Source organism: Acinetobacter suaedae (genome assembly GCF_008630915.1).
Lineage (GTDB): Bacteria > Pseudomonadota > Gammaproteobacteria > Pseudomonadales > Moraxellaceae > Acinetobacter > Acinetobacter suaedae.
Genome location: NZ_CP043909.1, coordinates 1,278,438 through 1,303,573, shown reverse-complemented (window position 1 = coordinate 1,303,573; position 25,136 = coordinate 1,278,438). Strand labels below are relative to the sequence as shown.

Below are 25,136 nucleotides of genomic sequence, written 5' to 3'. Positions count from 1 at the left end.
ATTCCCCTAATGATTCATTTAAAAAATCAACTCAATTCATTTTTAAGTCGTCAAAGCCCCAACCTTTGATTTTTAAAATCAAAAGCTCCCCTAGACCTATTCAAAAATGAATAAGTAATTTTTTAATGGTTGATGTTTAAAACGTGTGATGGATTTGGAAAATCAAGCCACTTCTATACAGCTATGAGTGGCCAGAATTAATAGGTAATGTGGTTGTTTCCACCGATTTTTTGGCGAAAGGTAAATGATTAAATAAAATATTGAGCAAAATGGCAGTGATACATGCTGAGCTAATTCCAGAATGTAATAGCGTACTAACCCATTTTGGAAACTGTGCATAGAACTCATTGTTTGCAATCGGAATCATTCCAATTGCCAATGAGGTTGCGACAATAATCAGATTTTTATGATCGTTATAATCAACTTTTGCCAATGTGCGGATACCACTTGCGGCCACTGTACCAAACAACACAATACCGGCTCCACCTAATACCGGCATTGGAATAGCAGCCACTAAACGCCCAACGATTGGTAATAGTCCAAGTACCACAAGAATCCCTCCAGCGGTTGCCACCACAAAACGGCTTTTAATCCCTGTAATTGCAACTAATCCCACATTTTGTGCAAATGCAGTTTGCATAAATGAACCAAAAATTGGGGCAACTGCACTAGACAACATATCAGCGCGTAGACCATCTCCAATCCGTTTAGAATCAACTTTGCTTCCAACAATTTCACCAATTGCGATAATGTCCGCTGTAGTCTCAGTCATAATGACTAAGGTTACGATTACCATAGAAAGAATGGCAGTAAATTCAAATACAGGCATCCCGAAATGGAAGATATGAGGAAAAGCGAACATTGAACCGCTAGCGACTTTGGAAAAATCTGCAAAACCAGCCAATGAAGCGATAATCGTACCTAATACAATCGCAATTAAAATCGCCAGACGACGCATTAACTGACTTTTTAACATACTGAAAATAATGACAATCGCTAAAGTCATCGCAGCTAAACCAATATTTGCTGGATCGCCCCAATTTTCTGCTTTGGGATTGCCACCCATCATCCAACGAATCGCAACGGGCAATAAAGAAATACCAATCATGGTAATTACACAGCCAGTCACCACAGGAGGGAAAAACCGAATAATTTTTGAAAAGAATGGTGCCAGTAATAAACCAATCAATGATGCAACAATGACTGCGCCAAATGCTGAAGCTAATCCTCCGCCTGTGGTGACAATTGCCAAAATTGTTGCAACACCTGCAAAAGAGACTCCTTGAACAATCGGCAGTTTTGCACCGAAATGCTTAAAGCCCAAGGTTTGTAACATTGTTGCAATGCCTCCGACAAAGAGCGCAGCAGCAACCAATAAACCTATTTCCGAGGCATCTAAACCTGCGGCAGCACCAATAATGATGGGTGGTGCAATAATTCCACCATACATCGTCAGCACATGTTGCAGTCCATAAATGATGTTTTTATTCATTCCTAAATATTGATGTTCCGCTGAAACGGTTGCACGAGGTTCACTGTGCATTTTATCGTTGTGCATGGTGGCCTTTCCTCAATAAAAATTTATACTTTCTACATCGCGAGTCATTAACTACCGCGATAGGTGGAATAAGAAAATGGGCTGATCAATAAAGGCACGTGATAATGTTGTTGAATTTCGCTTACCTTGAAATCGATACATACTCTCGGATAAAAGCTTTCAACCTCCATAGATTGAAAGTAATCGGCAATGTGAAAAATGAGCTGATAATTGCCTGGTGTAAATGAATCAATAGCGAATGCTTTAATACGACCATCCGCATCGGTTAATTGTTTATCCACCGATACATCACCTTGGGAGGTTTGCTTAAATAATTCAACGAAAACCCCCGCAGCAGGTTTACCCAATGAAGCATTTAGGATGTGTGTACTTATACCCGCCATTATTGAATCTCCTGCTTTAAACGGATTAACGCGATTTCACTGAGTTGTTGTTTGACTTCGAACTGCTCCAACTCAACTGAGTTTTCTAAACGTCGATTAATTTCTGCGAGCATTTCAGTTCCTGAACGCCCTGCAGCACGAATTAAAAAAATATGACCAAATTTGTGCTCATAAGCTAAATTGCCCTGATACAGTGCTTGTTGAATATCTTGATCTGCACCAAGCTGAGCCTGTTCTTTTTGTGAAAACTGCTGCTCTCTTTCCGATAAAGTCGTAGCAGCTTTTTTTTCACCAATTCGTGGATGTTGCGCAAGCGCTTCTGATATTTCTGACCATTGCCATGTTTGAGCCTGTAAAGCAGCCGTTTGATATAACTCATCAACTGAACCAAAAGGCCGTTGCTGAATAATGCTCTGAATCCATGATTGAATATGAACGCATGATTTTAATGCTTCAAATGCCTGCTCATTATTTAATGAATTGAATTGTTCCAAATCCATGTTTGCTCCAACTTGCACCAATGTCAGACTGGTCAGACCAGATCTATTTATATTAAGCAATGAATGTGCCAATTTAAGAATAATGTTTGAATCGTAAAATAAAAAAAGCTGCAACAGTTAACCTATTGCAGCTTTTTAAAGATTGAATTGAACTTAATCTAGGCTATATGCAATCACATAATCACCATGATCAGGAGATTGTCGTGCACCGCCTGCTGTGATCATCACATACTGTTTACCATTTTTAGGTGAAACATAACTAATCGGCGTACCTTGGCTACCGACTGGTAAACGAGATTTCCATAACTCTTTCCCTGTTGATGAATCAAGCGCACGTAAATAATAGTCTTGAGTCGCAGCAAAGAATACTAAACCACCTTGGGTTGCCATTGGCCCTCCAATCGTTGGCATTCCAATTGGTGCTTTAAGCCCCATTTTGATGCCCATAGGTCCTGTATCTTCAACTGTTCCCATTGGTACTTGCCAAGCAATTTGACGTGTCCGCATATCAATGGCTGTCATTGTACCGTACGGTGGTTTTTGGCATGGGATATTGAATTTAGACCAGAAACGATCTTTATTTACTTTATAAGGTGTCCCTTTCATTGGAACGGCGCCCATTCCAGTGTTGACTTTCTCTCCACCACTTGCTTCAAGTGCCAAATCTTCAGGTGTTTGTTTAATCAACTGAATCCATAAACCCAGACGCATATCATTCACAAACATGTATTGATGACTTGGATCAAACGCGATACTTCCCCAATTCATCCCCCCCAAAGAACCCGGAAAACTTAAAGATACATCTGTTCCTGGTGCGGTAAATAAACCTTCGTAACGCATAGATTTAAAGCTAATACGACACATCAGTTGATCAAATGGTGTCGCGCCCCACATATCCGATTCAGTAATTGTTTGATTGCCAATTTGCGGCATTTCTACTGAACGAGGTTGCGTCGGGCTATATTGCTCATTAGGAATATCGGCAGGTTTAACAGGCTGCTCAATCACTTTTGTTAAAGGTTGGCCTGTTAGCCGATCAAGAACAAAGAACTGACCTGATTTTGTTCCAATTACCACCGCAGGCTTATTTGTTCCGTCCGTCATTGGGAAATCAACAAGACTCGGTTGCATCGGCAAATCAAAATCCCATAAATCATTATGGACAGTTTGATAAACCCATTTCTCTTTACCTGTGGTTGCATCTAAAGCCAATACTGATGAATTGTATTTATGATCCAAAGGTTGGCGATTACCTCCCCACACATCAACAGATGAGCTACCCATTGGCAAAAATACGGTATTCATCTCAGGATCATAAGATAATGCAGCCCATGCGTTAGCAGAACTCCGCTTATATATCTCACCTTCTTTAAGCATATAATTTGGATCAGGATTACGTGGATCAAATACCCAACGCAATTCACCTGTAATGACATCGTATGCACGGATTACCCCACCCGGCATGTCTGCAGCAAAGTTATCAGCAATACGACTACCTACAACTAAGACTGATCCTGCCACCGTTGGTGCTGAGGTAACTTGGAAACGAGGTGCTTTGGTGCCCTCACCTAATCCTTTATGTAAATCAACTGTACCCTCCACGCCAAAATCTTTACAACGCTCTCCCGTATCCGCATTCACCGCGATTAAACGTCCATCAGGAGTATTGGTATAAACACGACGTAAACATGCAGTATTGGTTGCAACCGTTTGTATAGGTGTAGCACCCGCTAAACTTGGTTGTTGAATGGGTTGAGTTGTATCGAAATAAGCAACACCGCGACAACGTTCCCAAGCATCCGCCTTGGAGTTAACCTCTGCCTTCCAGATTTGTTTACCAGAATCTGCTTCTAAAGCAAAAATATTGTTATGTGGTGTACATAAAAAGACTTTATTTCCAACTTGCAATGGTGTCATTTGATCTTCTGCACCATTGCCCGAACCCGTTGTAAAATCACCTGTACGAAAGCGCCATGCTTCTTTTAACTGATGGACATTGTCACGGGTAATTTGATCTAAAGCTGCGAAGCGACTCCCTCCTGCATCTTGACCATAATGTTGCCAATTGGTTTGCTTCATATCTGTTTGAACAGGCACCAACGGTAATTGTTGTCCCGATGCAGCAACGGTTGGATGGGGTTGGAACATTTGATAAAAACCAATGATCATACCAACAACAGTCAATGCGCCTACAGCATAAGCAGGTAAATCCGCACCTGTCTGAAATTGATAACGGCGAATTGATGGCAGGGTAAACATCAATGCAGCAAAAATACCTGCTGGAAACATTAGGCGCGAGAATAGCGGCCAAAATTCCCAACCTGCATCAATCAAAGACCAAATAACTGTACCGACAAAAACGATCGCAAATAACCAAACACCCAGTGCTTTCTTCTTAAAAATAAAAATCGCAGATGCTAGGGTGAATAGTCCTGCAATGATGAAATACCATGAACCGCCAAGTGAGACGAGCTTAGCGCCGCCTACAGTGAAAAATAGTCCAGTAAGCAATAAAGCTAGACCTAAGACGAAGCACCATATTTTTAATATGGTATGACTGTTGGTAGATTCTGACATGGGGTCATACTCCTAAATTAAAAATTCACTCGCATGCTCAATCCAGCAACCCAAGCATCATCCACCTCTTTCACACCCGCAGGTTGATGGATATATTGTAGATTTGGTCGTAACATAATTGCTGGTGACCATTGATAGGTATAGTTCAATTCAACATTGAGCTCATCTCGTTGAACAGGAACATAATCTGCTGCGAATGCATCATATTGGTCGTAACCACGACTATGATTGATATCGATTTGACGATCTTTATAACGATCATTGACTATGTAATTTGCGATCCCCAAACCAATCGAGTCATTTGGTCGTTGATCAAAAGCACCTTTGTACCAAAGTGCAAGTTGTTGCGTACTTCGAACTGCTGTTGTTTCTTTATCGTTTACGACGACATTAACACTGGCATATAAACCACGTTTTGGATCATCGCCTTTCTGTGTTAACTTTTGTTGAGCATTAAGCCAAAAGCTATGTTTGCTATCATGCACTTTATCTGCAATCGCGATGTCATTTGCCTCAGCAGTTGAATAAAGTGCACCAACTTTATATTCACCTGCCAAACCATTAAAGGCTGCCAGTTTAGGTTTCCAAGCCAGTTCTACTGGAATAGTTGCCCCTTTGACATTATTCATATCCAAGTTAAAACCATCACTATTTTTATCGGTTTTAACGTTATCAGGATTAACTTCATAAACACCTACACCGAGCGTCCACTCAGGTGCAAACTGGTATTTCACATTTGCGCCCCACAAGCCAACAGGTAAGTTGTACCAAATCGAGCCGATCGATTTACCGAGTTGGCTTCCACATAACAATAAATTTTGGAACTCACATTGAGAACCATTAAAGTTCTCAGACATGCCCATTCGACCAATTTTGAATTGAACCGTATTATCAACAAAACCTGTTTTAATCCATGCCTGCGATAAACGCCAGATTTTGCCGCGACCATAGATTTCTTGCGAGTTGCTTAATGCACTTGAGCGTGGGTCTTTAATCCTTTCCAAAGTCAGAGCATTACCATCACGCTTGGTAATTAAAATATTTGCCGTGGTATCTTCCCAACCGAGTATTTTATTTAAATCAAAATTTGCACCTAAAGAAAGTTGTGCAGCATTCTCAAAACTATTGCTATCGTTATAACCACCATCCAAATTGGTCGCTGCTTGACTCATGATCGATGCGGTAAACTTATAACCCTCTTGTTCCAGTTGTTGGCGTTGGCCATTCCAATCACCCAATAACCATTGACGATCTTGTGTCCACGGTTGATCGGCTAAAGCATGCTGTACAGATAAAATTGAAAATGTCAGTAACGTCGTTTTAAATAAAAGTGAATGCTGTTTCATCGATAAATTCCTTGTCTTTCTACTAAGTAGCACCCCATGAAAGGTGCTACTTTTATTGTTATTTGACTCGCACGGCTGAACTCAGTTCAGATGTAGCGCCTAAATGATCCGTCACATTGGCAGTTATAGAGGCAACTTGAGCAGTTGGTTTCCATGAAACTTTTGCTACACCTTGAGCGTTGGTAACAGCAATCGCTGAACCTAAATAAAGTTCAGCTTCATTTGAACTAGCGACCGAGTTTCCAAAAAATTCGACTTGATAACGCTGATTTGGTTGTCCTTTTACTTCAACAGCAAGTTGACCTTTTGAGAGTGTCAGTTTTGGTGATTGAATGGCTTGGTTTGGTTGTGGATTACAACCTTGTTCATTTGGCTGCTGACAAGTTTTTTGTAGATTTGCAGGATCAATCTTGACACCATGCCCACGAGAACCCACAAAATGTGCATGCTCTAATCCAGGAATATCAAAAGTGATTGCACCTAAACGTTGGTTTGGTTCACAGCTTCCGCCTGCTTCACAGCGTTTAATATCCTTCGCATTATTCCAAATTTGATTTTTTGTTAGTGTGATACGCGCATTGGCATCTTTTTCAGAACGGATCGCAATTCCAATACGATTGCCATGAATTTTATTGCTATCTAAAATATTACCGTCCCCAGTTAGGTTAAATCCTAATGAGTTATTGGTTAGCTCGTTATAGGCGATATAGTTACGTTTGCCCCAATTAATCTGTAAACCATCTGAATAATTTTCAAACTTGTTGCCTACCACTGCATTGTCATTACCCCAAAGGATTTCAATCCCTTGTGATGGCTCTGGATTTGCTGAAGTTGAAATAAAATGGTTATTCGCAACTAAATTAAATGCAGCACCACGGGTTAGCTCTAATCCATCACCATTGTCTTGGAAATAGTTATTAAGAACTTTGTTGTTATTGGTGGTGGTTGCTGTTGGATTGCCCTTGCCATCATCGCCAGTCAACATCACGCCCGCACCACCATAGTTATGCATAATGCGGTTATGTTGAATCAGGTTATTACTGGCACGATTCATCAAGATACCGATACAAAAATGACGAATTTCTAAACCTTGGATGGTCACATTATTAATGTCACGTAGCACAATTCCCGGTAAAGTGGTTGTACGTACATTCGTCCCATATTGCCCTTCTACAGCGCCGGGACACGCCTCAACGCCACGACCTTTAATATAATTTGAACCATCAATAGCGATATGTTCGCCTGTTTTCGTCCATTGCGTACCAATGATTTTGACTGGTGCTTTAATTTCAGGAAGTGGGCTATTTACCTTGATGGCATAAGGTGCTTTCCCTACTGCCTGAATTAGAATCTCGCTGGCTTCTGTCGGCTTGCTATTGGCTTGTTCAATCGCCCAACGCAGTGAACCTTTTTCAGTGTCATCCTGATAACGGTCTACGATGTAAGTTTCAGCTGCTGCCATACCTGATACTGCTAAACCGATTGCGAGCGCGCTTAAACGTAAAGAAATAACTTTCATTTTAAAAATCCTTTTCAATTATTCTGTCGGCTGCACTGTTTTTAACAGCTGTTTCAATTGGGTCACATCAATTTGACCGGGTGCTGATGCTTCACCAATCATGCCGAAGCTAAAACTGCCCCCCATATTGGCTGTCGCAATACGTGAAATTGTGCCTAGTTTGCCCATCGACATTGTCAGCAATGGTTTTTTAGATTGTTGGCTGACTTTTAATGTCGCATTCATCAAGGTGAAAACATCTTGTTTGCTTTGTGGCATCACTGCGATTTTTAAAATATCTGCACCAAGCTCATCTTGTTGCAGTAAACGTTTAACAATTTCATCTTCACTTGGCGTTTTCTTAAAATCATGATTCGACATCACGATCAGTACTTTTTTATCATGTGCCAATTGAACTGTATTTTTGACGACCTGCTGATCACGGAACATTTCAACATCCAGCATGTCCATAAAAGGCTGTTTTAAATAGGCTTGATAGGTCTTGCCATAATCAGCATCGCTAATAGTGAGTTGGCCACCTTCGTTATGGGTACGAATGGTCGCGATCACTGGTTTATTACCTAATACCTTTTTTAATTCGTGTCCTAAAGCAATTACCTGTTTGGTATCAGCAGCAAAATCGAGCAGATCAATACGAAATTCTGCTAGATCTGCATCTTGATTGGCTGCAATCACTTTAGCTTGAGCGATCGCTTGTTCTTTAGTTTTTGCAGTAATCGGTACAATCGTTTTAACTGGTGACTTGGCAAGCTCAGCCAATTGAACTGGGCTATGAACATTTTCTTGAGCGTATGCCATTTGAACCGTAAATAAAGGGTAAACAAGCAGCGTTAATGCTGCCAGTGTTTTCATTTTCATCATCATCGTCCTTAATGGATTGCCTGTCTTTCACAAGAACAAGCAATCATTGGTTATTCAGTTAAAATTTAAAAACTTTAAATATCAAAAAACACTGTTTCATCTTCGCCTTGGATACGAATGTCAAAGCGATACACCACTTCACCATCCACTTCTGTGCGTTTTGCAATTAGGGTTTGACGACGAGTCGCCCACTCAATGCTGTTTAGAATCGGATCATTGGCATTTGCTTCAACTTCATCATCAAAATAAATACGAGTATGCAAACCAAGATTGATGCCACGCGCAAATACAACCACCGCAATATGCGGCGCTTGGGTTGTGCCTTTACGACCTGCTACTGCACCCGGTTTGATGGTGTTGAAACTCCAAAAACCTGTTTCAAAGTTTGCACCCGTGCGTCCCCAACCTAAAAAGTTTGGATCAACAGACTTACCTTGCGTATCCGCTTGGCTTGGGTAAACACCATTGGCATCGGCTTGCCAAATTTCCAACAACACGTCTCTTAATGGCAAACCTAGTCCGTCAAATACTTGTCCTTCAAGACGAATACGCTGACCTTGCGTTTTTTCACTCACCAACTGATTGTTAAAATTGTGTTCAAACACTTCGATATTGGCTTGTTGTGGTAACAAACCAATATGTACATAAGGACCACCTGTTTGTGATGGGGTTTCTTTCAATTCCTGAAAATTCCACGCGTTCATTGTGTTACTCCATTAAGTCAAATCATTTTCAAAATAAGTCGCACGACGACCACGAAGATGAATATCAAAGCGGTAACAACGGCTATCTGATTCAATGAAATTGTTTTTGTCTTCCAACGCAATTAAGGCACGACGTTGATCTTCAGATGGGATCGTTTTCAAAATTGGACAAGAGTCAATCAATGTATCGCCTTCAAAATAGAACTGCGAAATCAAACGTTGTGCCCAACCATCTGCAATTAATGAGAAATGAATATGCGCTGGACGCCATTCATTAATGCGGTTACGCCATGGATATGGACCAGGTTTAATAGTACGGAAAATATAAAACCCATTTTCATCCGTTAAAGTACGACCACAACCACCAAAATTCGGATCCATGGCACCAATAAATTTATCATTTGGATGACGGTAACGACCTGAAGCATTGGCTTGCCATACTTCTAATAAGGCATTTTTAACAGGACGACCAAACTGATCACGCACATATCCATGCACAATAATCCGTTCACCAACAGGTAAGCCCTCTTTGGCATAGTTCAAAATCAGATCATTGTCTTTAGGACCAAAAAGGTTCGGTGAGAAGTGTGGCGAAGTCACTTCCGTTAAAGTTTCATTGATCGAAATCAACGCATTTTTTGGTGAGCGTAATACACTGGTTTTATAGCCTGGTGTATATGCTGGCGGGTGATCATCTGTATTACGTTGCGGATATGCACCTAATGTATGATTGAACATGCCTATCTCCTTAATCCTGTGGTTGTGCCGAAACGGGTTGCACTTCGATTCCAATTTCCTTAAAGACTTCTTCTGCCATATGCATTGCAGCATTTGCAGCAGGTAAGCCTGCATACAACGAACTATGTAAAATCAGTTCCTTAAGTTCATCTTTAGTCACGCCGTTGTTAAAACAAGCACGTAAATGCATCCTGAGTTCATCTTCTCGCCCCAATGCCAATAAAATGGCAATGGTGACTAAACTGCGGGTATGGCGTGGTAAACCCTCACGTGACCACACTTCCCCCCAAGCAAATCGACTAATAAAATTCTGAAAATCCTGGTTAAAGTCATTTAGGTTCTCTAGAGAACGCCCGACATGTTTTTCACCCAGTACTTCTGTACGGACTTTCAGACCTTGTTGATAACGTTGTTCATCATTCATTGACGTTGTCCCGAATTGAAAGAAAGTTAGGTTGCGTCCGTATGCGCAACTAGAGATTTCACAAAGATCGCCACAGCAGCAGCCGTTGCTGGAATAAACAACATGCTTAAAATCATAGTGAACGACCAATTATTCCCAAGTAACACTGCGCCAATCCAAGCACCAAATACAGCACCAAAACGACCTATGCCTGTCATCCATGCAATGCCTGTTGCACGACATTGGGTTGGATAAAAACGAGCACTTAAAGCTGGCATTGCTGATTGCGCACCATTGATCGCGATACCAGCGCAGAGAACTAAAACAGCAAGCAATGTTGGATTTGCTAAACTTTGACCAACTGCTATGGCAAATAAACCAGCAGCGAAATAAAAACCTGCAATAATTCGATTTGGATTAAAACGATCCATTGCCCAACCGATGAATAAAGCACTGAGTACACCACCAAATTGGAATAAACCACCAATAAATGCAGCACGTTCCAACGTTGCCCCAGTTTCACGCATTAAGGTTGGTAACCAACTGGTCAGTAGATAAATCACAACCAACCCCATAAAATAGGTTGACCACAATAAAACTGTGCCTTTGGAAAATTGTCTTGAAAACAACATGCCAAACACATTTTTCTTCTGTGCTACATTTGATTGTTCTTCAGGGATGTGGAACTCAGTTACCCCCTGAACTTGTGAAGGTGCAATGTGTGTTAAAATTTGACGAACTTTCTCAGGGTTCTTATTTTTCACAATTAAAAAGCGATAAGACTCAGGTAAGAAAAAAATCACCAGAAGCATCAAAAATAATGGTGTCCACCCACCCAACAAAAACAAGCTATGCCAACCATAATTGGGAATAAGCCAGCTACTAATGAAACCACCCGTTGCCATCCCCAAGTTATAGCCGCAGAACATACAAGTCACCATTAATGAACGTACGCGCGTTGGGCAATATTCAGAGAATAGTGTGGTTGCATTTGGCATCGCTGCACCCAAACCAATACCCGTTAAAAAACGTAATACCACCAACTGATCCAAATTAGTTGCGTAGGCAGAAGCAAGCGTAAAGCCTCCAAAAATCAACATGGAAACGGTCAAAACAATCTTGCGGCCAAAACGATCGGCTGTGGGACCTGACACTAATGCACCAATAATCATGCCGCCTAAAGCTGCACTCATTACAGGTCCAAGCTGTGAACGATCAACGCCCCAATCCTGTGTTAATGCGGGAGCAATAAACCCCATCGCTGCAGTGTCAATTCCATCTACAAAAACGATAAGAAAACAAACAATTGCGATTAACCACTGATATTTACTGATTGGTGCATAATCAATCAGTTTCTGTGCATCCATACTATTTTTGGGAGCAGCAAATTCCTGTGCCATGGTTGCCTCCTTGTAGGCGAATTCCTTTCAAACCTGAACCGGTTATATTTTCTGAATAAACTTAGACAATGCTTGATTAAAGACCTGAGGCTGCTCGATATTCGATAAATGCGAAGCTGCCAAAATCTCAAGCTGGCTTTGCGAAATAGACTGATGCATAAAAGCAGCATCTTGAACCGTCGTTACAGGATCAAATTGACCAGCAATAATTAAAGTTGGAATATGAATCTGCTGAAGTTGATCTCTTAGATCTGCCTCTGCCAAAGCACGACATGCATTGGCATACCCTTGTGCAGGCGTAACAGATAAACTTTGAATGGTCTTCTGTGCTAAAACATCATGAGCATAATCAAAATGCTCACTAAACCAGCGAGTATGTGTGGTTTTAACAAGCTCTGCCAAACCGTGTTGCTCTACACTATCCGCACGATTATTCCATGCTTCGGCAGTTCCAATTTTTGCGGCAGAATTTGCGATTGTGACACTCAAAAAACGATCTGAATGATAAATCGCGAGATACAATCCAGTGATGCCTCCCATTGAAATTCCACAGAAATGTGCTTTATCAATCCTGAGTGCATCTAGAATATCCACTACATCTTCAGCAAGGTTTTGCAAAGTGCTTTGCTCAATCACACGGCTCATACCATGACCACGTGTATCGTAAGTTACAATTTGATATTGTTCTGACAATGCTTCAACCTGTGCTTGCCACATCCCATGATCGGTTCCAAGCGAATTAGAAAACACAATCACTGGAGCATCTTTCTGACCCTGCACTTGCACTGCAAGTTGATATCCTTGACGATTATGAATATTGATCATCATTTTGAATCTCCTTGAGCTGCTTTGAGAACAGAATCAATTTGCATTTGGATATTGCCCAAATAAGACTCGGGCTTAAAAATCTCATCTAGAGCTTGTACTGAAAAATGTTCTTTCACTTCATCTAGATTCGATACAATATTTTTTAAATGAGTATCTTGTGCGACTGCTTGCTGACATGCATGCTCAACTAGATGGTGAGCATTTAAACGCCCAATCTTGCTAGCAAGTGCCATCATGACTGCTTCAGCCATAATCAAACCTTGAGTCGTGTCAAGATTGTGTTTCATCGCTTCGGCATTCACATCAATAGCCTGTAATACTTCATTGCTACGCTCTAATGCGCCTGCACATAACTGAAAAATTTCAGGTATCGCTAACCATTCCGCATGCCATGCACCTAAAGCACGTTCGTGGTCTTGAACCATGCTTTGATAAACACTAGCCATCAGCGCTGGAACGCGATTTGCAGCTGCAAGAATTGAAGCGGCTGCAACAGGATTGCGCTTGTGAGGCATTGTCGATGAACCACCACGCCCTTTGGCTGTTGGTTCATAAACTTCAGCGATTTCAGTCTGCATCAATAGCGACCAATCTTTTGCCATCTTGCCAACATTGCCCACAATCATGGCAAGCAGACTAGCAATCTCTACAATACGATCACGCTCACCATGCCAAGTGCATTCAGGCGCTGTTAGCCCTAATTGATTTGCATAGGCTTCAACAACAATAGAGCCTTGTTCTTTTAATGAAGCCAGTGATCCTACAGCTCCACCAAGCTGGGCGGTGAACACTCTAGTTTTCATTGCCTGCAAACGATCGAGATCACGTTTTAATGCTGCCGCATAACGTGCGAACTTATGTCCTAATGTAATCGGCAAAGCTTGCTGCAACCATGTACGCCCAATCATCACTTGGTCACGGTAACGTTCAGCTTGTTGCAGAGAAATTTGATATGCAGATTGAAGTTGTTTTTCAATTAAAGCTAAAGCATCACGACACTGCAAAATCATTGCTGTATCAATAATGTCCTGGCTGGTTGCGCCCCAATGCACATAACGTGAAGCTTGTTCATCTTGCTGCTTTACAATGGCTGTAAATTGCTTCACCAGTGGAATTGCAATATTTCCCGCTAGACCTGTTGCTATAGCTAAAGCATCTAAATCAATTTTATCTAATGCAAATTGCCCTGCCTGTTCGATAATGGTGGTCGCAGATGCAGGAATTACATTGACTTGCGCTTGCGCCTTCGCCAAAGCCACTTCAGCTTGGATCATATAACTCAATAAAGAACGATCACTAAAAATAGCGGTCACATCTGATTGATAAAACAAGCTGGCATATAACTGGCTCATTTCACACCTCACTCAACACGCTGAATAATCAAAGCAATGCCTTGACCCACGCCGATACACATCGAACACAAAGCATATTGTCCCTTGATCTGTTCAAGTTGGTTCAGCGCGGTGGTCACTAATCTCGCACCCGATGCACCCAGTGGATGACCTAAAGCGATCGCTCCACCATTTGGATTGATACGGGCATCATCATCTGCCAAACCTAAATCACGAGTCACCGCTAAAGCTTGAGCTGCAAAGGCTTCGTTTAACTCAATCACATCCATTTGTTCTAAGGTCAGATGGGCTTGTTTCAGTAACTTTTTGATTGCTGGTGCAGGGGCAAAACCCATGATGCGGGGTTCAACACCCACTGTCGTGGCGGCAATGATTTTGGCACGAGGCTTAAGTTGGTATTGAGCAACTGCTTCATCTGAGGCAATCAATAGTGCTGCTGCACCATCATTAATGCCTGAAGCGTTACCCGCAGTCACTGTTCCATCTGCTTTCACAACACCTTTGAGTTTCGTTAATGCTTCAATCGTGGTCGATGCACGTGGGTGTTCATCAGTAGCGACAACAACCGCATCACCTTTACGTTGAGGAATCGTGACAGGAACGATTTCATGTTTAAAAAAGCCTTTGGCTTGCGCTGCTGCAGTACGTTGTTGGCTCACCAAGGCAAACTGGTCTTGATCGGTACGATTGATATTGAATTGTTCCGCTACGTTTTCAGCGGTTTGTGGCATGGTGTCTACACCATACATTTCTTTGAGCTTTGGATTGATAAAACGCCAACCCATGGTGGTGTCTTCGATCTTTTGGCTACGTCCAAAAGCACTGTCCGACTTACCCATCACATAGGGTGCACGGCTCATGCTTTCGACACCACCCGCAATGATGAGATTTGCTTCACCCGCTTTAATCGCACGTGCAGCCATGGCAATGGCATCTAAAGATGAACCACAAAGACGGTTCACTGTGGTTGCAGGGACTTGATAGGGTAAACCTGCTAACAGCGCAGACATACGACCGACATTACGGTTATCTTCACCTGCTTGATTGGCACAGCCATAAATCACATCATCGACTTGTTGCCAATCCACAGTTGGATTACGTTGCATTAAGGCTTGAATCGGAACTGCACCGAGATCATCAGCACGAACAGGTGCTAAACCACCTGCATAGCGTCCGAATGGGGTGCGGATGGCATCAATGATATAAGCGTTTTTCATATTGTTTTTCCCTTAGATTTACCCAATTTCCCTCTCCTTTTAGGAGAGGGCTAGGGAGAGGTCAATCTATCCCTGTGTCGCATCAATCAATTGAGCACCCGTCAAAGCCTGTAGTTCTTCAAAACTCAGACCATCTACTTTCTCAATCACTTTTAAACCTTCTGTGGTCACATCAATCACACACAGATCGGTATAGATACGATCAACACATTTCAGACCCGTTGCAGGATAAGACAAGGTTTCAACAATCTTCGGTTCACCTTGCTTGGTGACATGATCTGTAGTGATAAACACTTTCTTTGCACCTACAGCTAAGTCCATTGCACCACCGACAGCAGGAATCGCATCGGCTGCACCTGTATGCCAATTGGCAAGATCACCGTTGGCTGCGACTTGGAATGCACCCAGTACCGCAATATCTAAATGACCACCACGCATCATGGCAAAGGAATCACCATGATGAAAAAAGCATCCCCCTGTGAGCATGGTCACATACTCTTTGCCTGCATTAATCAGCTCAGGGTCTTCTTCACCTTTGGCTGGTGGTGGGCCAAATGCCAATAAACCGTTTTCAGAATGTAGAAAAACATCTTTATCCGCAGGTAAGTAATTTGAAATCTTAGTGGGTAAGCCAATACCTAAATTGACATAGGCACCATCAGGAATATCTTGTGCAACACGTTCTGCAATTTGGTCACGGCTGAGTTTTTGATAGCTCATTGTTATTCTCCTTATTGCGCAGCGACAGGTGAGCTTGCTTCAACAGCAACCACATGCTGAACAAAAATCCCTGGGGTAATAATGTGTTCAGGATCAAGCTGACCAAGTTCTACTACTTCAGAGACTTGAGCGATGGTGACATCTGCAGCCATGGCCATGATCGGTCCAAAGTTACGTGCTGATTTATTAAAAACTAAATTGCCCCAACGATCGCCTTTGTGAGCTTTGATCAAGGCAAAATCAGCTTTGATTGGATATTCCAGTACATAGTCTTTACCATCGATATGACGAGTTTCTTTGCCTTCAGCCAATAATGTTCCGAAGCCAGTCGGTGTAAATACAGCTCCTAACCCCATACCTGCGGCTTGGATACGGCAAGCGAGATTGCCTTGTGGGACGAGTTCTAATTCGATCTTGCCTGCATGGTAGAGTTCATCGAACACCCATGAATCAGACTGACGAGGGAAAGAACAGATGATTTTACGGACTGCACCTGTTTTTAGGAGTTTGGCAAGACCATAATCGCCATTACCTGCATTGTTATTGACGATGACAAGGTCTTTAACTCCAAGTTCAATCAGAGCATCGATGAGTTCAGCAGGTTGTCCTGCGGTTCCAAAGCCACCGATCATGATGGTCGATCCATCTTTTATTTGGGATAAAACCTCAACCAATGAGGCTGTACTCTTATCAATCATCTGACTACTTCCTGTACGATAAGTCACTCAATCTTTCAGGCCGAAAAACGGGCCAATGAAGTTGAGTGTTCTGTTCGGATTGCTTGTATTTATTCTTGATAAATTTTGGACGCACTTCTATGCTTTAAAGTGTATTTTGTTCGATATATATATTTTATGTTCGATGATCGAACATTATCCAAGTAAAACAGTCAGCTTTTGATTAGAATGGAAATGAGCAACTGAAATTGCAGATTGGAGTTATCATCATATGGATCATGATCAAGAAAAAACTGTTCGATTGATTCATCACAGTGAGAATAAGAAGTCAATTCGACATGAAGATTTTATCGCAGGTATTGCTAAAGGTTTAACCATCCTAGAGTGTTTCGGTCCAGAACGTCATCGTCTAAATATCAGTACAGCTGCTGAAAAGACAGGCATGACACGTGCCGCTGCTCGACGTCATCTACTTACTTTGGAATACTTAGGCTATTTGGAGTTTGATGGACATTATTACTATCTTGCACCTAAAATTCTAAAATTTTCAGGTGCTTACTTAGATGGATCCCCACTCCCCAAAATTTGTCAACCGTTATTAAATTTATTGACCAATCAGACCTCACTTATTTATTCAGTGATGGTGTTAGATGGATATGAAGCAATTACCATCGCACGAAGTGCGGCACATCAACAAACGGATCGCGTTAACCCATATGGTCTACATCTAGGTAATCGGTTGCCCGCTCATGCCACATCAGCAGGTAAAATTTTACTTGCCCATCTTGATTTAGATGAGCAGAAACAATGGTTAGAGAAATATCCTCTTAAACGACTTACTAAATATACGCATACCGAAAGTGAGGAGTTTTTGGCGCTACTGCATGAAATCAAAGAGCAAGACTGGTGCTATTCATGTGAAGAGCATGAACTGGGTGTACACGCTGTTGCGGTGCCGATTTATGATTCAAATGCTGATGTTGTTGCAGCGTTGAATATCGTATCGCCAACCATGCGAACGACCAAAGATTATTTAATTACTCACATTTTGCCATTACTACTGGAAACTTCTCGAGATTTAAGACATGTGATCTAAAGCATAAAAGAAGCTCTAATTTAAATAGAAATGTAAATTAGAGCTTAACTTTATTTTCTCGAATTACTTTAAAATCATATCTGTCCAACCCGTAAATGGATTGTCAAACTGCTCCCATTCTTTTGCACCAAGTGCCATTTCGTCATCTGTTAATAAACAAGCATCAAACTGCGCCGTTAGTGCGTCTTGATCCATATCCATACCGATCAAAACAATTTCTTGTCGAGCATCACCTGTTAAATCATCCCAATTTCTTTCAATTGCATCACGACTATGTTGATCTTCTGGCCAATGTTCATCTGGTACGGCTGCCCACCAATACCCTGCTACCCCATGTCGAGCCATCGCACCTGCTTGCGACCAAGACCCTGCAAACTCTGGATTACAAGCCAACCAAAAGAAACCTTTTGAACGAATCACACCTTTCCATTCAGAATTTACAAAATCAAAAAAACGTTGTGGATGGAAAGGCTTTCTTGCTCGATAAACAAAACTACCTATGCCATATTCTTCGGTTTCAGGTGTATGCTCACCTCTGAGTTCTTTCAACCAACCAGGCGCTTGAGCCGCCTCATTGAAATCGAACAAATTGGTATTTAGAATTTTATCTAGCTTCACTTGCCCAAATTCAGCAATTTCAATTTTCGCTCTTGGATTGAGTGAATGTAAAATGCCAAATAATTTTTCTTTTTCTTCACGATTAATCAAATCAACTTTATTTAATACAATCACATCACAGAACTCAATTTGGTCGATTAAAAGATCCACCACATTGCGTTCATCATCTTCCCCCAATGATTCACCTCGTGAAGTTAGGCTATCCAGCGAACTATAATCCTTTAAAAAATTATAAGCATCAACTACAGTTACCATGGTATCTAAACGTGCAAATTCACTTAGTGAAACACCATTTTCATCTTCGAAGGTAAATGTTTCTGCAACGGGTAACGGTTCAGAAATCCCTGTTGATTCAATCACCAATTGATCAAAGCGATTGTCTTCAGCCAAACGACGTACCTCAATCAACAAATCCTCTCGTAAGGTGCAGCAAATACAACCATTGCTCATTTCCACCAGTTTTTCATCTGTACGTGATAATTCAGCACCGCCCTCACGAACTAAAGCCGCATCAATATTCACTTCAGACATATCATTGACAATCACGGCGATTTTTCGCCCTTCACGATTGTTCAAAATATGATTGAGCAACGTGGTTTTTCCTGCACCTAAAAAACCAGATAGGACGGTCACAGGAAGTTTGCTTGGAGTGGCTAAAGAATGATTCATTGGCGTTCTCACTGATTAAATATGTTGAGTTTCATGTTTGGAAAGACATGAGAAACATTGACCCAATACTTCTAAATATGGGTATCTTGGATTGAATTGTTTGGCTTGGATGGTGCTTTCCACACAGGTTTTAAGTTGTGGAATGTCGATACTTTGCACGCTTTGGCATTCGGTACACACAGTAAAAAGCCGATAACTCGCTGAAATTTCGGCTTGGTCTAGCACATACATATTTAAGGTATTTAGTTTTACGATCAGGCACTGTTCTGACAGTTTTTTCAGAATTCGATAGATTTGAATTGGCGCTTGAAAGCCATAAGGTTTTGCCTTTTCCAATAACTCATAAGCACTCATGGCTTTATTTTCTGTTTTTAAAATATCTAAAATATTTTGTTGGGCGATCGTTAGCTTCATTGCAATTTACTCATTGTTATTATTAAAAGAATTATTCATACAAGGTGAGGAAGTGTACCGATGGTCGACTCCCCATGTACGATAGCCTGCTGTATCGATATGGATTTGTCCTGATGCATACACACCTAAACCCATATTTAATGCTTCACCTTGCTCTATCCAGAATTCACAAAGCTTCTTTTTGGTACTTTCGATACGGATTTGTTCAATTGAATCTGGATTCTCACTACCTATACGAAAATCCAGTGCGGCATTAAACACATGTTTAGATCCACCCGCCCCACCTGCACACCGATTCAATGCATAGTTTCGATACACAGATGTCACCGTAAACTGATCAATGCGTTTTTGTTCGACCAATTGCTTCAGAATCTTTAAAGTCGGAATGCTGTTATTCCAGAGTTCTCTGGGTGGAACTTCATATTCAGCGTAATTACACTTTTGCCAATCTCTCGCTGTTTGAAAAAACTCAAAATCTGGAATAAAAGAATCAATCCCTTGGGCTTTCAAGAAGTTTTTATAAGCTTGAATTTGCTGTTGATGCTGAGCCTGCATTGCCCACTGGAGATACGAAGATGGGATACGCTTTTCTTGCAGAATCACTTTGGGAATCGTATGTTTCGATTCAAGTTTTGGTAGAGGTTGCGGTCGGATCTCTTGATACGAAGACTGACAAGCAGACAGACCACAAATGAATCCGAGCATGTAGATTTTTTTCATTTTGATTCGCCAGCATCACTTAAATCGAATTTACTTCGCAACGCGCTTGTCGATGCTTACTGTTATGTTATAACATTACAACAAACATTACAACGTAAGCCATTAGACAAATGAATCTCGCTCTTCCAGATATTTCAGCTGAATCGACTTTACCCAAAGCTTATAGCCATTGCCTAGATTGGGTTGGCATGGAAAAAATTGCATTACCCGTTCGTATCGAAAATACGCTATGTCAAAGTCAAATCAATGCTTATGTCAGTTTGGACGATCCCTTAGCCAAAGGGATTCATATGTCACGCTTGTATACGCGACTATTAGAACTGAGTTCGATTAAAAATTTGAACTTGATCGATCTGCAGTCATTATTACAAGACTTTTTAGAAAGTCATCGTGATCTATCCAAACATGCAAAAATTGAAATTCATAGCGAACTGTATATCGAACGACCTGCATTGATCAGCAAGCTTTCAGGTTGGAAAAGTTATCCTTTTGTTTTGTCATGCCAACTTTTAGATGGGCAGTTTTTAGCAGAACTAAAAGTTGAGATTCCCTATTCATCAACCTGCCCATGCTCGGCTGCTCTTGCAAGAAACATTATTCAACAACGTTTTGAATCGGCGTTAAACAATCAAGACATTCGTTTAGATCAGCAGGAAATTTTAGATTGGCTAAGCAGTACAGATGCGATTGCTGCAACACCACATAGTCAAAGAAGCTTTGCGATTCTTAATTTCAGACTTGATCAAAATATCCAACATATCCCACTGATTTTATTTATCAATCAGGCTGAACAAGCTCTCATGACACCTGTTCAGACTGCCGTTAAACGTATTGATGAACAAGCGTTTGCAATTGCCAATGGTCAAAACCTGATGTTTTGTGAAGATGCCTTACGACGGCTATATGGCACATTTTTAAATCATAAAAGTATTAGAGGCTTTAATTTCAAAGTCATTCATGCAGAAAGCCTGCATGCGCATGATGCTGTGGCTCAAGGTTCATGGCAATGGTAAAGCATTCTATTTTCGAACAGATGGAACATGGGTTTTTAGGGCAGAAATTTGATTTTGAAGCTGTATTTGAACAGATCAAATGGAACCAAGATGGTCTAGTTCCAGCGATCACTCAAGATCAAACAAGTAAAGATGTATTGATGATGGCTTGGGTTAATCGAGACGCCTTAATCGAAACCTTGCAGACCAAACAAGTGTGTTATTGGTCGCGCTCACGAAAGTGTTTATGGCGTAAAGGTGAGAGTTCAGGACATCGTCAATATTTGACGGATGCCAGACTCGATTGTGATGGCGACTGCCTATTGTTTTTCGTCAATCAGAATGGTCCAGCCTGCCATACCCTACGCCCGACTTGTTTTTATCTTGGTCTAAATACAGATCAAGTGACGATTTTAACTCAACCTGTGATTTAACTTATTTTAAGCGGTAATTCTATGCTACGTAAAAATCCATCTGGCCATTTGCCTGTTATCGATCAATCTGCTTATGTCGATCAAACCGCGATTATCTGCGGCAAAGTCATCGTACATGCCAATGTATTTATTGGTCCTTATGCCGTAATTCGTGCTGATGAAACTGATGAACATGGCGAAATGGAACCAATCATTATCGGTGCAAACTCCAATATCCAAGATGGTGTGGTGATTCATTCAAAAGCAGGCGCTGCGGTGACAATTGGTGAAAACTCATCGATTGCACATCGTTCGATTATTCATGGTCCTTGTGAAATTGGCCGCCATGTTTTTGTTGGTTTTAACAGTGTCTTGTTTAACTGTAAAGTCGGTGATCATAGTGCGATCCGACACAATGCAGTGGTCGACGGTCGTGATTTACCGAGTCACTTTTATGTTCCTGCCATGAGCTATATCCATCCTAAAACGGATTTAAGCCAATATCCGCCTGTTGATGTTGCGATCAGTGAATTTTCTGAAAGTGTGGTAAGCACCAATATCGAGTTAGTCAAAGGATATAAGGCATTACACAATGAATTTTAGACAATTTCCCAAGATCATTATTCGCAATGCCAACCTAGTCAATGAAGATACACAGTTTATTGCCGATGTACTGATTCAAGATGGACGAATCGAGAAAATCGCTAGCAATATCACGGGCGTTTTCAATGCGAAAACCATAGATGCCAATGGTGCTTGGTTAATCCCAGGCATGATTGATGATCAAGTGCATTTCAGAGATCCAGGTTCACCACAAAAAGGCAATATTGCCTCTGAATCTATGGCTGCAACCATTGGTGGTATTACTAGTTACATGGATATGCCCAATACCAATCCTGCGACATTGAACTTAGAGACACTGGCACAAAAAAAGCAGATCGCAGCGCAACATAGCATGGCAAATTACGCATTTCATTTTGGCGTGAGTTCTGAAAACTTAGATATTATTGAACAACTTGATCCTAAATTAGTCAGTGGTGTCAAAGTCTTTATGGGTGCATCAACAGGCAATATGTTGGTCGATGATCCTAAAATTTTAGAGCGTTTATTTGCCAATGTACCGACTATCTTATTGACCCATTGTGAATATACGCCTCGGATTAAAGAACAGGAAAAACTATATTTGGAAAAATATGGTGAAAATATTCCAGCAGCAATGCACCCTAAAATTCGAGATAAACAGGCTTGCTTTGAAAGTTCTCGACTTGCTGTTTCCTTAGCTGAGAAATACGGTACTCAACTGCATGTTTTACATCTGACCACAGCCAGAGAATTATGTTTATTTAAAGATCTGCCTTTAAATCGAAAACATATTTCAGCTGAAGTCTGTATCCATCATCTTAGTTTTGATGATTCTGACTATGCTACTCTTGGGCATTTAATAAAATGTAATCCCGCCATCAAAACTCAACAAGATAGAGAAGCTTTGATCCATGCGATTTCAAACAGTAATCGTTTGGATATTATTGGAACCGACCATGCACCACATACTTGGGATGAAAAACAACAATCCTATATGAATGCGCCTTCAGGTCTGCCACTGGTACAACATGCTGTGCCTGCATTGATGGAACTGATTGCAGATGGAAAACTCAGTATCGAAATGATGGTGCGTAAGACATCTCATCAAGTTGCCGATTTATTTAAGATCAAAGATCGTGGTTATATTCGTGAGGGCTATTGGGCCGATCTCGTCATACTCAAAGAAAATACGTATAGAATTGCAGTCAAAGATCAAAAAAATTATATGCATTGTGGTTGGAGTCCATTCCAAGAAAAAACCTTTCGTTATGAAGTTGATACGACCATTGTTTCAGGGCAACTGGCATGGCATCAGAATCAATTGTTTTTGAATTGCCGAGGAAAAATATTAGAAATTGATCGATAGAAAGGATATTTGATTAAACTCCGAACTCGCTTGCTCTACAACTTTTAGTCCAGTTCTGGTCTGCTCAACGGTGTAAGTACTATATTGCCCCGTTGAAACTAGACCAAATTGAAGTTGAGTTCTTAAAATTAAGAAAATCTCATTTCTCTCATCGATCAATACAGGATTGATCCTTTGTAAGTTTTCTACAAATTGTTGTGCAAAAAAAGGATTATTGAGCTTTTTAGGGCGATTTATTTGAATGTCGAAAAAATTAAAATTCGTATCAGAAATTTGTTTAATATGAAGAATTTCTGGTTGCATCTCTTTAAGTTGCATATTCGTCATCTCATTATTCTGCTCTTGAGAGACTGCCGAAGATATTCCACTCACTAAACAAACAAGTACCGTTAAGGCTGCAAAGATTTTATGTTTTGCCCACATGCTTGGTATTTGTGGATCATTATGATTTTGCTGAGCATTAATGACTATCGATTTTGATATAAAATCATGGACTGAACGGCGATTTTTTCGGTTAAAAATATAGAAATATACAATTAGAGCTTGTAAACAGATTAATAAGAGACCAATACCCCAAGAAAAGATAGCATTCGAGAAATATGCACTTAAAGACATTAAACACATAGGTGCAAATAAAACTGCTGCACGCACCATAGATGAGGGAACTGAAAGGTGTTTACCATCCAAACTAATGACTTCAATTTTTAAAAGCTGTTTCGCAACAGTTTTTCCAGCGTTTAAATGACTATTTAATAAACCGAAATATAAAATGACATATATATACCCTGCCAGAATAGAAATATTTGGGTGCTGATGTAGGAAATTCGAGAAAATACTAACAATCAGCCCACAAAACATGCTGATAAGTAACGCATCTAGGATGAAAGCAAACAATCTACGCCAAAAACCAGCGATGTAAGGTGTATTCAAAGACAATGTTTTTTCCCTTATGAAGTCGTTAGATATATTGTAATTTATTGAGTTAATCTATTCTATTAATGCATTCCCTATTACTTTAAGATTCTGTAATTCTTCATCTGTATATTTCATTTTCGATAACAGCTCTTGATCATTTATAATTTCAATGTATTGGTCAAAAATATCAATCTTATTTCTTAACAAGAAATCAACAAACTCCCCACCATTATAGTTCCTATGAAACTCAGAAAATAATAAAGTGGCATAAAAGTCCTTTTTCTGATTATTATTTATTCCTGACAGAAACGTATCTAAATTATCATAAAAATTACTAGAAGGCTGATTACCACAGAAAATATTCTTATCAATAAGGGTAATTGAATTAAAAACTTGAATATCCCGCGTTAGAACAACAACCCTATTATTAAAAATATCAACGCAGGATTCTCTTTCAATCGAAGAGCATCCTATAAAGAACAATGCTCCAAATATAAACAAGATTTTTTTAATTTTATTTAACATTCATCTTCTCTTTCAACCTTTCCTTTATCTTAGTAAAAAATCG

General features: G+C 40.6%; 26 protein-coding genes. 5 read left to right on the top strand and 21 right to left on the bottom strand.

All coding sequences use genetic code 11. The annotated features are described in order from the left end of the window. Positions 1-181: 181 nt before the first annotated feature. The 16 genes from F2A31_RS06115 to F2A31_RS06040 form a co-directional block, all read right to left on the bottom strand. Positions 182-1,558 (bottom strand): nucleobase:cation symporter-2 family protein, encoded by a 1,377-nt coding sequence (locus F2A31_RS06115; RefSeq protein ID WP_150025624.1) that lies wholly within the window; start codon positions 1,556-1,558, stop codon positions 182-184. 47 nt (positions 1,559-1,605) lie between these two features. Beyond that, positions 1,606-1,941 (bottom strand): hydroxyisourate hydrolase, encoded by a 336-nt coding sequence (gene uraH / locus F2A31_RS06110; RefSeq protein WP_075315401.1) that lies wholly within the window; start codon positions 1,939-1,941, stop codon positions 1,606-1,608. Continuing rightward, positions 1,941-2,441 carry a 2-oxo-4-hydroxy-4-carboxy-5-ureidoimidazoline decarboxylase gene (gene uraD / locus F2A31_RS06105; protein ID WP_150025623.1) on the bottom strand — a complete coding sequence of 167 codons (501 nt, stop codon included), beginning with the start codon at positions 2,439-2,441 and terminating at the stop codon, positions 1,941-1,943. The genes uraH and uraD overlap by 1 nt, the downstream gene beginning before the upstream one ends. 153 nt (positions 2,442-2,594) lie before the next feature. Then, positions 2,595-5,018, bottom strand: coding sequence for a glucose/quinate/shikimate family membrane-bound PQQ-dependent dehydrogenase (locus F2A31_RS06100; RefSeq protein WP_150025622.1), 2,424 nt, complete (start codon positions 5,016-5,018; stop codon positions 2,595-2,597). Between the two features lie 17 nt (positions 5,019-5,035). Then, positions 5,036-6,364, bottom strand: a complete 1,329-nt coding sequence (locus F2A31_RS06095; protein ID WP_150025621.1) for a carbohydrate porin — start codon at positions 6,362-6,364, stop codon at positions 5,036-5,038. 58 nt (positions 6,365-6,422) lie between these two features. Further along, positions 6,423-7,883, bottom strand: coding sequence for a right-handed parallel beta-helix repeat-containing protein (locus tag F2A31_RS06090; protein WP_150025620.1), 1,461 nt, complete (start codon positions 7,881-7,883; stop codon positions 6,423-6,425). Between the two features lie 18 nt (positions 7,884-7,901). Continuing rightward, positions 7,902-8,735, bottom strand: coding sequence for a type I 3-dehydroquinate dehydratase (gene aroD / locus F2A31_RS06085; RefSeq protein ID WP_171490562.1), 834 nt, complete (start codon positions 8,733-8,735; stop codon positions 7,902-7,904). An 83-nt stretch (positions 8,736-8,818) separates the two neighbouring features. Beyond that, positions 8,819-9,448 (bottom strand): protocatechuate 3,4-dioxygenase subunit alpha, encoded by a 630-nt coding sequence (gene pcaG, locus F2A31_RS06080; protein ID WP_150025618.1) that lies wholly within the window; start codon positions 9,446-9,448, stop codon positions 8,819-8,821. Positions 9,449-9,460: 12 nt separating this feature from the next. Further along, complete coding sequence (gene pcaH, locus F2A31_RS06075) at positions 9,461-10,186, bottom strand: protocatechuate 3,4-dioxygenase subunit beta (RefSeq protein ID WP_150025617.1); 726 nt, start codon at positions 10,184-10,186, stop codon at positions 9,461-9,463. 10 nt (positions 10,187-10,196) lie between these two features. Beyond that, positions 10,197-10,610, bottom strand: a complete 414-nt coding sequence (gene pcaC / locus F2A31_RS06070; RefSeq protein ID WP_150025616.1) for a 4-carboxymuconolactone decarboxylase — start codon at positions 10,608-10,610, stop codon at positions 10,197-10,199. 26 nt (positions 10,611-10,636) lie between these two features. Further along, positions 10,637-11,989 carry an MFS transporter gene (locus tag F2A31_RS06065; RefSeq protein WP_150025615.1) on the bottom strand — a complete coding sequence of 451 codons (1,353 nt, stop codon included), beginning with the start codon at positions 11,987-11,989 and terminating at the stop codon, positions 10,637-10,639. Positions 11,990-12,031: 42 nt separating this feature from the next. After that, positions 12,032-12,817 carry a 3-oxoadipate enol-lactonase gene (gene pcaD, locus F2A31_RS06060; RefSeq protein WP_150025614.1) on the bottom strand — a complete coding sequence of 262 codons (786 nt, stop codon included), beginning with the start codon at positions 12,815-12,817 and terminating at the stop codon, positions 12,032-12,034. Then, complete coding sequence (gene pcaB, locus F2A31_RS06055; protein WP_150025613.1) at positions 12,814-14,169, bottom strand: 3-carboxy-cis,cis-muconate cycloisomerase; 1,356 nt, start codon at positions 14,167-14,169, stop codon at positions 12,814-12,816. Before pcaB ends, pcaD begins: the two co-directional genes overlap by 4 nt. A gap of 8 nt (positions 14,170-14,177) precedes the next feature. After that, the gene (gene pcaF, locus F2A31_RS06050) at positions 14,178-15,386 is read right to left on the bottom strand and encodes a 3-oxoadipyl-CoA thiolase (protein WP_150025612.1); all 1,209 of its coding nucleotides are present in this window, start codon (positions 15,384-15,386) and stop codon (positions 14,178-14,180) included. Positions 15,387-15,452: 66 nt separating this feature from the next. After that, positions 15,453-16,106, bottom strand: a complete 654-nt coding sequence (locus F2A31_RS06045) for a 3-oxoacid CoA-transferase subunit B (protein WP_039047306.1) — start codon at positions 16,104-16,106, stop codon at positions 15,453-15,455. A gap of 11 nt (positions 16,107-16,117) precedes the next feature. Further along, entirely contained in the window at positions 16,118-16,804 is a 687-nt protein-coding gene (locus tag F2A31_RS06040) for a 3-oxoacid CoA-transferase subunit A (protein ID WP_150025611.1), read from the bottom strand. A gap of 250 nt (positions 16,805-17,054) precedes the next feature. Here F2A31_RS06040 and pcaU point away from each other — a divergent pair, with 250 nt between their 5' ends. After that, positions 17,055-17,879 (top strand): IclR family transcriptional regulator PcaU, encoded by an 825-nt coding sequence (gene pcaU / locus F2A31_RS06035; RefSeq protein ID WP_100833791.1) that lies wholly within the window; start codon positions 17,055-17,057, stop codon positions 17,877-17,879. A 63-nt stretch (positions 17,880-17,942) separates the two neighbouring features. Here pcaU and zigA read toward each other — a convergent pair whose 3' ends face one another. Genes zigA through F2A31_RS06020 form a run of 3 tightly spaced genes read right to left on the bottom strand, consistent with a single transcriptional unit; the run spans position 17,943 to position 20,300 of the window. Further along, entirely contained in the window at positions 17,943-19,166 is a 1,224-nt protein-coding gene (gene zigA, locus F2A31_RS06030) for a zinc metallochaperone GTPase ZigA (RefSeq protein WP_150025610.1), read from the bottom strand. Between the two features lie 15 nt (positions 19,167-19,181). After that, on the bottom strand, positions 19,182-19,580 hold the full coding sequence (locus tag F2A31_RS06025) for a transcriptional repressor (protein ID WP_150025609.1): 399 nt from the start codon (positions 19,578-19,580) through the stop codon (positions 19,182-19,184). A 6-nt stretch (positions 19,581-19,586) separates the two neighbouring features. Further along, positions 19,587-20,300, bottom strand: coding sequence for a D-Ala-D-Ala carboxypeptidase family metallohydrolase (locus F2A31_RS06020; RefSeq protein WP_150025608.1), 714 nt, complete (start codon positions 20,298-20,300; stop codon positions 19,587-19,589). Positions 20,301-20,410: 110 nt separating this feature from the next. Between F2A31_RS06020 and folE2 the strand changes: the two genes are divergently transcribed. Genes folE2 through F2A31_RS06000 form a run of 4 tightly spaced genes read left to right on the top strand, consistent with a single transcriptional unit; the run spans position 20,411 to position 23,653 of the window. Beyond that, complete coding sequence (folE2, locus tag F2A31_RS06015; RefSeq protein ID WP_150025607.1) at positions 20,411-21,313, top strand: GTP cyclohydrolase FolE2; 903 nt, start codon at positions 20,411-20,413, stop codon at positions 21,311-21,313. Continuing rightward, positions 21,307-21,726: a phosphoribosyl-AMP cyclohydrolase gene (hisI, locus tag F2A31_RS06010; RefSeq protein WP_150025606.1), complete on the top strand. Its 420-nt coding sequence runs from the start codon at positions 21,307-21,309 to the stop codon at positions 21,724-21,726. Before folE2 ends, hisI begins: the two co-directional genes overlap by 7 nt. A 21-nt stretch (positions 21,727-21,747) precedes the next feature. Next, positions 21,748-22,308, top strand: coding sequence for a gamma carbonic anhydrase family protein (locus F2A31_RS06005; protein ID WP_150025605.1), 561 nt, complete (start codon positions 21,748-21,750; stop codon positions 22,306-22,308). Then, positions 22,298-23,653 carry a dihydroorotase gene (locus F2A31_RS06000; RefSeq protein WP_150025604.1) on the top strand — a complete coding sequence of 452 codons (1,356 nt, stop codon included), beginning with the start codon at positions 22,298-22,300 and terminating at the stop codon, positions 23,651-23,653. Before F2A31_RS06005 ends, F2A31_RS06000 begins: the two co-directional genes overlap by 11 nt. Here the strand turns inward: F2A31_RS06000 and F2A31_RS05995 are convergent. Then, entirely contained in the window at positions 23,636-24,589 is a 954-nt protein-coding gene (locus tag F2A31_RS05995) for an RDD family protein (RefSeq protein ID WP_150025603.1), read from the bottom strand. The two genes, F2A31_RS06000 and F2A31_RS05995, sit on opposite strands and share 18 nt — an antisense overlap. Positions 24,590-24,640: 51 nt before the next feature. Continuing rightward, positions 24,641-25,093: a hypothetical protein gene (locus F2A31_RS05990; protein WP_150025602.1), complete on the bottom strand. Its 453-nt coding sequence runs from the start codon at positions 25,091-25,093 to the stop codon at positions 24,641-24,643. Between the last annotated feature and the right edge of the window lie 43 nt (positions 25,094-25,136).